At 40.8% G+C, this 10,743-nt stretch carries 12 protein-coding genes; 3 read left to right on the top strand and 9 right to left on the bottom strand.

Annotated features, from left to right (window positions below):
- Positions 1-14: 14 nt before the first annotated feature.
- A complete protein-coding gene (carA, locus tag DYY65_RS01240) occupies positions 15-1,241 on the bottom strand; it encodes a glutamine-hydrolyzing carbamoyl-phosphate synthase small subunit (protein WP_162476213.1) in 1,227 nt (408 codons plus the stop codon).
- A 388-nt stretch (positions 1,242-1,629) separates the two neighbouring features.
- Between carA and DYY65_RS01235 the strand changes: the two genes are divergently transcribed.
- Positions 1,630-2,142 carry a cupredoxin domain-containing protein gene (locus DYY65_RS01235; protein WP_201449247.1) on the top strand — a complete coding sequence of 171 codons (513 nt, stop codon included), beginning with the start codon at positions 1,630-1,632 and terminating at the stop codon, positions 2,140-2,142.
- Between the two features lie 30 nt (positions 2,143-2,172).
- Here the strand turns inward: DYY65_RS01235 and DYY65_RS01230 are convergent, their stop codons facing one another.
- Entirely contained in the window at positions 2,173-2,670 is a 498-nt protein-coding gene (locus DYY65_RS01230) for a DNA-directed RNA polymerase subunit K (RefSeq protein WP_201449246.1), read from the bottom strand.
- 90 nt (positions 2,671-2,760) lie between these two features.
- Between DYY65_RS01230 and DYY65_RS01225 the strand changes: the two genes are divergently transcribed.
- Positions 2,761-3,144, top strand: a complete 384-nt coding sequence (locus DYY65_RS01225; RefSeq protein WP_162476175.1) for a cyclophilin-like fold protein — start codon at positions 2,761-2,763, stop codon at positions 3,142-3,144.
- Here the strand turns inward: DYY65_RS01225 and DYY65_RS01220 are convergent.
- From DYY65_RS01220 to egtD, 5 genes are all read right to left on the bottom strand, one after another.
- Positions 3,132-3,440, bottom strand: a complete 309-nt coding sequence (locus DYY65_RS01220) for a MarR family transcriptional regulator (protein WP_162476174.1) — start codon at positions 3,438-3,440, stop codon at positions 3,132-3,134. The genes DYY65_RS01225 and DYY65_RS01220 overlap by 13 nt on opposite strands.
- 138 nt (positions 3,441-3,578) lie before the next feature.
- Positions 3,579-4,568 (bottom strand): DHHA1 domain-containing protein, encoded by a 990-nt coding sequence (locus tag DYY65_RS01215; RefSeq protein WP_236561583.1) that lies wholly within the window; start codon positions 4,566-4,568, stop codon positions 3,579-3,581.
- A gap of 258 nt (positions 4,569-4,826) precedes the next feature.
- On the bottom strand, positions 4,827-5,906 hold the full coding sequence (locus tag DYY65_RS01210) for a transcription initiation factor IIB (RefSeq protein ID WP_162476172.1): 1,080 nt from the start codon (positions 5,904-5,906) through the stop codon (positions 4,827-4,829).
- On the bottom strand, positions 5,903-6,115 hold the full coding sequence (locus DYY65_RS12340; RefSeq protein WP_162476171.1) for a hypothetical protein: 213 nt from the start codon (positions 6,113-6,115) through the stop codon (positions 5,903-5,905). Before DYY65_RS12340 ends, DYY65_RS01210 begins: the two co-directional genes overlap by 4 nt.
- 621 nt (positions 6,116-6,736) lie before the next feature.
- Complete coding sequence (egtD, locus tag DYY65_RS01195; RefSeq protein WP_162476169.1) at positions 6,737-7,711, bottom strand: L-histidine N(alpha)-methyltransferase; 975 nt, start codon at positions 7,709-7,711, stop codon at positions 6,737-6,739.
- A 444-nt stretch (positions 7,712-8,155) separates the two neighbouring features.
- Between egtD and DYY65_RS01190 the strand changes: the two genes are divergently transcribed.
- The gene (locus tag DYY65_RS01190) at positions 8,156-9,082 is read left to right on the top strand and encodes a dihydroorotate dehydrogenase (protein WP_162476168.1); all 927 of its coding nucleotides are present in this window, start codon (positions 8,156-8,158) and stop codon (positions 9,080-9,082) included.
- A 443-nt stretch (positions 9,083-9,525) separates the two neighbouring features.
- On the opposite strand, the gene pcn is transcribed toward DYY65_RS01190, so the two are convergent.
- Both pcn and DYY65_RS01180 read right to left on the bottom strand, forming a co-directional pair.
- On the bottom strand, positions 9,526-10,278 hold the full coding sequence (gene pcn, locus DYY65_RS01185) for a proliferating cell nuclear antigen (pcna) (protein ID WP_162476167.1): 753 nt from the start codon (positions 10,276-10,278) through the stop codon (positions 9,526-9,528).
- Between the two features lie 119 nt (positions 10,279-10,397).
- Positions 10,398-10,736: a transcription factor S gene (locus tag DYY65_RS01180; protein ID WP_370519260.1), complete on the bottom strand. Its 339-nt coding sequence runs from the start codon at positions 10,734-10,736 to the stop codon at positions 10,398-10,400.
- Between the last annotated feature and the right edge of the window lie 7 nt (positions 10,737-10,743).

Here is a 10,743-nt window from a genome sequence, read left to right as displayed (position 1 = left end):
GGCAAATTTCCTCCTCACTTGTTTTCTTTCCTCTTTAAAATAGTACTAGCTTTATAAGTCTGGGGATTATGTTTGTTATGGCTCAATCCATTGCTTCTAGCTGATAGAGAATCCACATTCTCCTTATTAAGTAACTCTTTAAACCGATCAAAAACGAATTTGCAATCATAAGGTCCTGGTGAAGCTTCGGGATGAAATTGGACTGCAATAATAGGTCTGGATGTATGTTCAATACCTTCTATACTCTGGTCGTCCGCATTGGAAAACCACACTTTGAAGCCAGTTCCCTCCAAGCTATCAGGATCGATACCGTATCCATGATTCTGGCTAGTGATATAGGTTTGCCTATTCCTGAGATCAACGCAAGGCTTATTCTGGCCCCGATGGCCAAATTTTAGTTTATAAGTGTCTGCACCCGCAGCCAAAGCTAGGATTTGGTGTCCAAGACATATTCCTAATGTGGGGACAGATCTTTCTATAAGATCGCCAGCAGTCCTTATAGCTACCTTACACTCTTTCGGATTTCCGGGTCCGTTGCTAATCACTATGCCCTTTGGATCGTAAGACATGATCTCCTCAAAAGTTGAATTCCAGGGTAAACATACGACTCTGAAACCAATCCTGACTATATTGCGTATAATGCTGTTTTTTGTGCCAGTATCAAGGAGTACGACTGTTTCGCAAGACTTGGCACCGTATTCTCTAGGTGTCTTGTTAGAGACTTCCGGCATAAAGTTGTGTTCCTCGTAGTCATAATTTTCCAATAAAAGCGACAATCTTTTTGGCACTTCTGACTCACTAGTTTCATGGACTTGCTGAGGCCAGGTACCCATGGCCCCGCGAATGGACCCATTTATCCTTAGCTTTTTGGTCAACTCTCTGGTATCTACACCATAAATTCCCGGGATGCGTTCTTCGAATAACCACTCATCTAGGGTCTTAGCGCAACTCCAATGGCTCGCTGCTGCTGATAATTCATGAATTATTAGGCCTTTTATTTGGATCTGGTTGGACTCAAAATATTTGGGCAGCCCAAATTCATCAATGTCTTCGAACTTTGGGACCCCGTAGTTTCCGATGAGGGGATAAGTAAAGCACAGAATCTGTCCACGGTAAGAAGGGTCAGTAAGCGTCTCGGTGTAACCGACCATACCTGTGTTGAAGACGAGTTCTCCTGCAACCTCACTTGGAAAACCAAACCCAATACCTTCGAACATACTACCATCCTCTAGCAAAAGCATGCCACGGTCTCCGAAGTACGTTCTACGAAGGGTTGGAATTTTAGACCAGTGGCAAATCCTTGGAACTGCAAATTTAAGTTTTGCTCTTGAGGGAATCAAGAGCGTTTCATCGCCGTGCAGCCAAATTCAACTTGGCGATAAACTTCGGATATCGGCATCAATGCGTGTTGGTCAGCTCTTAAACGTCATTAAGTCGTTATTCCTGATTCTGATGTCAGTAGAACTCGAATCAACGGTCAGCTCTACTCTTCAATTCCTGATTGTAATTCTATAATGGTCAGGCATTTCTTTACTACGTCAAATAACTAACCTGATTGTACCATTCAACGAATTTTGATGAGCCAATAGATCACTAAGTAAATATATACTTCATGGGCTTGTTTTTTGGATGCCAAAGAAAGGTAGGCGCCAACAAAATGTCAAGGATAAAAAATTCATATTCGCCAAATATAAATATACTATCGCAATTTTTGCAGGAATTGCGGCCGTTGTTGCAGTTGCCGCATATTTTGGAATACATTCATTGATTCCAGTTAACAGCAATGTTCCAGTTTTTTCCCCTCCTGTAAACACATTCATGAAGGCTACATATTCTCCTCAAACTGGTTACGTATTCACAACCCAATCGTCAACAGCCGCACGGCCGGTTAATGTTAGCGGCTATAACAGTCCAACGATTGTCTTAAAGCTTGGGGCGCTTGACTCGATTCATTTGATAAATGAAGACTCAGATACACGATCTTTACATAATTTGAATATCGATGCTTTTAACGTACACACGAGGAATTTAGGCTATTTTGAAAGCCAGTCTCAGACGTTCATTGCGAACAAGATCGGGACATTTGTATACTACTGCAGTATCCATCCTGAAATGAGAGGACTCATAAAGGTCGAGCAGTGACCAGTTATATAACATACTTCTTTCAGATAGTCATTTCAACCAATCAATCGGGATATCCTGGTATAACCCGTTGGGTAGAACGCGCCTGATCGATATTGGGAGCGATTTCGAAAGCAGCTCAGCAGTAGCCAGGGACACTGAATCTCTAACACGAGGTGGTACAACGATAAAGGAAGGAGCTCCTAAGGAAAGTTGCAACGATCTTGTCCCAGTAATTCTTGCCTTTTCAAACCTAGTTATATGCGTAGGCCCGATCAGAACTTGGGGGCCATTAGAAGATATCTCCATTAATGAAAAATCCGGTTCGTCATAGGTAACTACCTCTTCAATTGGACGAGTAGACTTCGCTAATGTCTGTTCTTCCAATTGCATTTTTGGGTATTCACTATTGGCTTCCGGTTCTGGGGCTATTTTTTTAGCTGAGACGGGTGTCCCCCGTTCAGGTGTGGTTTTTTTTGTAGGCTGGGTTCGTTTGACAGTCTTTGATCTAATTTTTTTGGAGGTCCGCTGACTGGAATCTTTAGCCACCAAGAATGCTCCAAAAGATAACAAATATATAATTAAATGTTGCGAATTTTTTAATGTCACAGCAGGTAACAAATACCGTACGACACATATATGGTTAAAAGTATCTCCAGAGTGCCCCTCGTTTTAGAGATCGTATCCAAGGGGGTAATGGAATGCGAGATTGTTCGTCATTTGTCACCTCTTACTGTCTCTGAGCTGCTAAGCCATCTCCCCATGAAGGGCAGGATACACAAAATGGGTCAGGATTTCATATATGTTGAAACCGGATTAAGGTTAGGTAAGGAGAAGCAAAGGTCTACCTTCAAACTTGGTGAAGTGGCTTATTTGCCATCTAATGGATCCCTATGTATTTTCCTTAGAGATAAACTAGCATACAGTATGAATCCTCTGGGAATGGTTACTATGAGCCTAGACGTCGCAGAAAGGGCTGGCCCAGGCGATGTTATGATACTGAGGCGTAATCATGACGACTGATTTAACTGATATACTCTATGGCCGCTATACCCTCCTACGCTCCTGACTACACCCTTTACTTCCAATGATCTAAGATAAGAGTTTGCTACAGAGATCTTTACGCCAACAACCCGTGCAAGTCCTTGTATCGTAATTGCTTTCATATCCTGAATTGCCTTACTACCTTGAGATTCTTCAATTAAAACAGAAAGCTTTTGTTTCTGCTGCATTTTTCCTGAAGGCTTCTTAGCCTCTTCTTTTTTTGCTTGCTTAATCTCTGCACTATCAGAAGTTCCAGACCTCTTGTCGGATCCCAAAGGTTTTTTTTTGCCGCCGCCCAAGAGTAAAGTTAAAAATTATTAAGGCTTATAAATTGTACGCAGGCCGGTTTGTTATCTGCACTACCGTTAGCATTAGCTTATCTAGGATTTGATGACATTTAAAAGTAAGTACACCTAAGCCAGATGGTTGTCCAAAATACGAATGAACTGATCAAGTTTGTCCCTTGGAATAAGGGCGCCGCATGCCATATCATGTCCACCTCCGCTTCCTCCTAACTCTGAACTTATTCGGTTAACAGTTCTGCCAAGGTGCACCCTGCAAGATTTGTTGCCACGTATTGACAGAACATAGGAGTCCACTTCCTGCTTGAGTTTATAAACTATTGCGACTTGTCTGTCAGAAGTTCCAAGAACAAAGTTTACAATCCCACTCGCAGAAAGTGCCAAATTGTTTTGCACGTAAGCTATATTTTTGGTTCTGGTTATAGATCCTTCTATTTTTTTGATTGCTTCTGAAACCTTTTGTGCATATTTCTCGGCTATACAAAAACCACCTTTTATATCATGAGGATATTTCATTTCAGAAAGAAAGTTGACCAGATCAATCAAAAATTCATCATCATTTTGTTTTGCCGAGATAATGTATGAGAGAACAGTCGACTCAAGCATTAAAAATTGCCGATCATACCTTGAGACAATGGCAGATGCAATTGGCCTAGTATCCATATAATCAGTTAAAGAACCTGCCGCGGCAAAGAAAGCAGCATGTGGCAAAAGCCTCTTTTTGAATTTTTGGTAAATCTGCACGCTGCTACATTCATCGACTGAATGAATAAGCAAGACACCCATTTTCTTTAAAAGAGAAGCCACATCTGCGCTCAAATCGTGATGATCAATGTACACTACTTTAGTGTTAGCAGATACTAATTTTCCCAGTATCTCAACAAATTCGCCCTCATTTTTCTTGCTTAACCCTAGGTCGCTCACGAAAATCCGGTTAAACTTAGGCAATAAATCAGGCGATGAGAATCCATCCAATTTTGAGATAATGTTCTGATAATCTGTCAGGACAACTGTATCGGCTTCGAATGCAGCCTTAATCAACACGGCCGATACTACGCCGTCCACGTCCTCTTTATGAGATAGACATGCAGTTGCTGACATCTTTTGGTTTCGTACTAAAAGTCCTTGGTATAAAGATTTTGATACCTGAATACTCTTCAGCATTACATCAATAAAATCTACATGTGAATCCTCCTGAATGCAGAAGAATTAGTGAAAAGAACCATAAGCGCTCAGTTATTTGTCTACAGCACTGAATTGACCTGTCCGACGGAATCATAGCCGCCTTATTCTAATCATTGATAGGCAGTGCAACAGAAGTTTAACCAAAATACCCAAATTTACAGCTGGCTTTCAGAATCAAGTCACTTTGACCATGGGTCTTACAGTTATAATAACCCTGAAATTAGTCAATATATCTTTGCATCTATTACGGATAGTAACTTCAGTTACCCCGGCTAGGCTTGAAAGGTCAATTTGCAAAAGGTTGACTCCAAGCAAAATCGCAGCAAGATAAATGTAGGCTGCTGCTATGCCGTTAGGAGATTTACCATCGGCTAATAGGTGACTGTTTGACTTATGGGCAATTTCAATTGCCAATCTTTCCACTTTTGAATCAATCCTCGACATATTTGCGAGTTTGGCAATATAATGATCTATCGCCAAGGTCACAGGTATCGGAATGCTGCATGAAGATGCGATTGAAGAAGATGAAATGATAACAGGTTGTGAGCCTACGGCCACAGCTACGCTTGGTAGGTGGCTAGGGGCACATCCAGCGCTCTGTATGGGGTCTGTAAATACTCCCATTTCCATAGCCATCATTCTATAATACTTCGATGCCAATTTTAAGCTAGACCGGTCCTCTCTTGAGGCGCCAGTCGCCAAAACGACTTCTTCCAAAGACCTGACTATAGAACATCTTTTGCAGGCCAAGTATATCGTCGCCGCTGCCATGGAATTTATAGATTTTCCTTTAGCTCCGCTCCTGTTTTCAAAATTTCGAAAGATCATCGCAGAGGTTTCAACCAGAATTTTTGGGAAACATAATGCTGAACATACTTCATTAATTTTGGATAAGACGTTTGATAACCTCCTCTGTTTAGGGGTAGCTACTCTAATTCTCGAATGCCACCTTCTCATATTGTTCAGCTGCTCCACCATTTGACAATCTATTGATCTGCCACTATAGTCTTTAGAGCCCAAACCGATTTCAGTTCTTATCCCATAATCATGTAATGACAGGCTAGTACATCCACTTGCACGTGTTTTCTTTATTCGCTCATCAAGGTCAGATGAATTAGTTTCCGGCCCATAATCGTCAATCTGATCTATAACAACGTAGCCACATTTCTGGCATATATATTCCCCAATCGCGAAATCATGGATAAGAGCCGACTCGCATTCGGGGCAACGCGTATAGTATTCAGCTGAATTCATCCTGAAGTTAACTCCTCTTGTATATCATTTATCCCCGACCTTTGAGTCGATCTATCTATTGCACACAAATTGTTAACAATCTTGCTGTGAATTCCATCCAAATGAGCAATATAACCTGAGCATCTATACACTGAAGTATCAATCACTATACAACGGCTATGGTATACGGTAATTGTTGTAAAAATATGGCCATGGATCACAACACCCATTTGGGAGTAGGTGTAGATTATTCTATATATCTCACATGGTCACAACATTTAACCATAATTAGAAGTTTTTTTAGTCCTTTCTCTCCTGCCGAGGGAAAATAAATAGAAATTGGATTTGTCATCGAGGATTTTTTTGTCGCATATATTACAAAAGCTGACAACTATGCTTATTACGGGATTGAAACATTTAGAATATGCAAAATCTGATAAACGGTGTTCAAAACCTAGGCTGTAGTGTCTTGTATTTGTGTAGTGAACAAGCAAATGTCTAGAAAAATTGCCATCTTTGCCTTTTGGCTATTGGGATTTGGGATAGGGTTTATTGGGTATCTCTCTTTACCTAATATTAGTCATTGGTTTGCTCTTAACGTGCCGAGCTTCTTAAACCAGGCTGTAATTGGAGCATTAGTTACGGGCGTAGCTGGATCAGCCATAAGTACCTTTACAATTGTGTTATGGGCTAACCGAAGCTCTTCGGTCTAATTTCACTTGACGGATTTTAGAATCTTATTGAAATTGTATTGAATTGTATTGTATTGTATGTATGTATCTACAGTTTCATCCCGCTAAAGTTATAATTCGATGACATCTAAAATAACATCTGCCAAACAACCGAATATATCAACCAGGGGAAAAGACAGCCAGGCTAAACCAGTTTTTTTCGTCAATAAAAGCAGCTCTGAGAGTAAATTGGCTTTTCTCAGCCATGCTCCTTATGTCTTCCAATGAATATTTATATGAATTTTCCGTGTGGATCGTCTCCCCTGCCTGGAAGCCAAAAGTTTCGCATAACCTACCTACATATACTTCCTGTTCTTTGGTAGACAACAGATGCATTTCTATTCTCTTGAATCTAGAATTGTAAAAGGCATGGTGGACGAAGTGATGTTGATCAAAATTTCCATCCAATTCCCGATTTACTCGAGTCAAAAGATTTAGGTTAAATCTAGCTGTGAATCCCATGCTATCGTTATAAGCCGCTTCCAGAACAGATTTGTCCTTCTGAAGATCAATCCCAACCACGAGCCCGTCTTTTTTATCCATTGTAGATCTTAATTGTTGTAGAAAAGAAATTGAGTCTTTTGGCTCAAAATTCCCTATACTTGATCCTAAGAAAATTATCAATTTCCTACGAGGTATTTGGGGGTTGGAAAAAATCAGCTTGTTTGCTCTATTAATTCCTTCGACATACTCAGATGAAATGCCAGAAGCCCTAAGATTAGGAAATTCTGAACCTAGTCCCCTTGTTGCCGTACAGAGCATCTCTTTTGAAACATCTATCGGAAAGTAATACACATACGGTTGTCTCAATATAAGATCGTGCAGCAGTATCCTTGTCTTAATTGAACTACCACTGCCAAGCTCGATTAACGCAAAATTCTCGTCGAACATTCCAACTATCTCTTTGGAATGGTGCCTAAGCAACGAGGTCTCGACCCGCCATGGGTAGTATTCCGGCTGACGACAAATTTCCTCGAAAAGCGTCGATCCCACAGCATCGTAAAAATATTTTGACTCTATGCGTTTTTGGCGGCTGCTTCCTAACCCTTTTTTAACGCTTTGAGCAAAGTCATTATCTATCTGGCTTGTATACATTCATCATCTCATCCCAGTTATTATCGACGTGTGATATTGGCGCGACATATAATTTAAGGAGACAACAAACTTAGCTATTTATTGATTCTCTACCAGCAATTTGACTGAGCTTCACTTGCATGTCTGACTCTTATTCCGAAGAAGATCAGAAAATGTCTTGGGGCGGTTCATGATTAAGACTTTATATTCCGTCGCACTAGCGAAATTTTGTTCGCATGTATACTACTACTTCAATTTAACCTCAGTACGTAAGAGTATTAAAATAAATATAGATTTGAAGTGAGGACTTGAGCAGTACCTTGACCAGTCTGGCGAAGGAACATGAAATAATATTAATCCTAAACCCTTTTGTAGTATTTTATAGTCAGTTCTTGAAGGCATCACTTCTGTCCAATAATCCGGCTGAGCCACAGTGCCTGCAAGTCGACTTGGGATGATTGTAAGATGGAAGACAGAGACACAAATTCTAACATACTTGCGACAAATGTAGGCGGAATAGAAATGCGAAATCCCACGATGCTTGCTTCTGGATTTTTGGGCCTTTCTGGGGATATATTCAAAAGAATTGACAGAGTAAATGCCGGAGCGATTGTGAGCAAATCGATTAGTTACGAACCTATATTGGGTTATAGAAATCCAACAGTTGTTTGCTTAAAAGATGGGAGTTATATAAATGCCGTAGGTCTAGCTAACCCTGGAGCAGGGGCATTCTCAACTGAAGCATCAGCCAATATTCGTACTCCTTTGATAATAAGCTTGATCGGATCTTCCGAATATGACTTCTCAAGGTTAATAAGTAGTTTTGGCAACTCAAAGGTTTTAGGCTACGAAATTAACCTATCCTGTCCCCACGTGGCCAAATTAGGATTAGAAGTTGGAGACGATCCGGAGATGGTAGCAAAACTCGTAAAAACCGTGAAATCTGCTACTACAAAGCCGGTAATTGTTAAAGTCGGAACCGGAAATGTAGACTTGCTTGAAATTTCTAGAGTCGCTACTGAATCAGGCGCTGATGCTATTACAGCTATCAATTCAATTCGAGCCATGGCAATAGATATCGAAAGTGGACACCCGATTCTAAGCAATAAGATTGGTGGATTATCCGGTAAGTCGATTAAGTCTATAGCAATCAGGTGCGTTTATGAGATCTATGAGAAAGTTGACGTACCTGTAATAGGATGTGGAGGAGTATTCTCATGGGAAGATGCCGTGGAGTTTATGCTTGCTGGTGCATCTGCTGTGCAGATAGGGAGTGCAATCGCTTACGAAGGTTTAGGTGTATTTAGAAGTATTATTACAGGACTCAAGCTGTACCTGGAAAAAAAACAGCTGAAGAATGCAGGAGAGTTGGTGGGTTTAGCCCATAGATAGTAAGGCTTCTAAATATCAGCCCTTTACCTATTTTTAACATCTTAGATGCCCCAAATTATAAGGACGAATCGCTAACGCGAAATTCTTGCTGGTCATCATAACAGCGACGAGGGAGCACATCACTATTGATGCTAATTGTAGCAATCGACTCGCCTAAATGCAATAGAGGGGGACCAGTAACCTGGGTCCCGCCATCATATTCATTAGATTTACTGACTTGGCTGAAGAGTAATTGGTTCATATGTATGGTTCTCTACACGGGGCTTCTCTAATGCAAATATTTTTTTGTGACTTTGTGAAGAGTTGAAATAATCAGATAATGAAATCGCTTTTCGATTTCGTTGTATTCATTAACAGAATGGCATCACAGCCCATCTGAATCGTAAATAATATCAGTGCTACTAATCTATTTCTATCATTGGTGCAGATGTCTGTTATGAGAACTAGTCTTGCACTCTAGGAGCGAGGTAAAAATGAATTCTACCGATATTCGCTATCCTGCATTCCAGCCTCAGTGGCATCTTACTAGAATACTCAGCTGCAATAGTTCCTCCTGATGAACTTACTGCCTTGGTTATCCTCGTCAGATAATCGAGACTATATGTTGCTCGACTTTTTTCCTTAACCTCAATCTCTTCCAACCCTACGCTCTCTGAATTTAAGCTGATAGTTGCTTCACCGGAATCACCTTTTCCACGAAATTCTACTAGTTTGGCTTCAGTCTCAATTGAGATATATTCAGAGACGACTTGGACATCGGACAAGACTTTGTCAAATTCACTTGCTGATAACACAACCTTTGAGCTAAAATTCAGCTTTGGCAAAGGCGTCGAACTTGCGGAACTCTCAATGAGCCTTATCTTGTACTCCCTTAGATAATCATTCTGTGTTTTGATTGTCAACAAACCATCCTCTAGCATACTAACCTCGATCGAATCTTTCTTGCTAGCTCTTTTGATCAACTTCGACAATTCGTCAATTCTTACACCAAACTTTACTGAATCATCGCATTCATACCTTTCAAAGGTCGAATTTGGCCATTGAATATCAATAAGTGCCACATGTGAGGGATCCATTCCCCTGAATGAAATTCCCTCAACAGTAGCCTCGAAAGTTGCCTCGTCAACAAGTGTCGAGATCGTAGATAATATAACCTTCCATTCGTCCGGAGACCTTGTTTTTGCTACGAAAACCAATTCAATTCTATCTTGAGGCAGTTATCCACTTACTTTAAAGATTGCTGAAATAGACGTGATCAGAGGCATGCCACTTTAACCGACGAATATCCCGAGAAAATTCGACGATCGCAATGTATTCATGCGTAATTTCTCCACGTGTGGGTGCATTTAGTGCAACGATAAAACTGGGTTGTGGGTTCATCAGCAGATCTAGTCTGCAGAAGCCACCAGTATGCCGAGTCATTCTTGCATTTTGGGCAGTCAATAGACGTTGTTGGCATAGTATCCAGCGATTTATCCCCTTCCATGATCTTGAGGGCACTTTGTGAAGATTGATCCTGCCCGCGAGTTGATACCACTCTATCTTCTATGTACTCCTCGTCTCTCTTTATAATCAGGCCGCATTTCGGACAAGACAATATGCCTTCTTCAATCTTTGGCTTCATACGTCTCTCACACTTAGGACAAAACTTCACCGAATCT

It is taken from the genome of Nitrososphaera sp. AFS, from assembly GCF_009898475.1.
In the GTDB taxonomy this organism is placed as follows: Archaea; Thermoproteota; Nitrososphaeria; order Nitrososphaerales; family Nitrososphaeraceae; genus Nitrosopolaris.
This window is presented reverse-complemented; position numbering and strand designations above follow the sequence as displayed.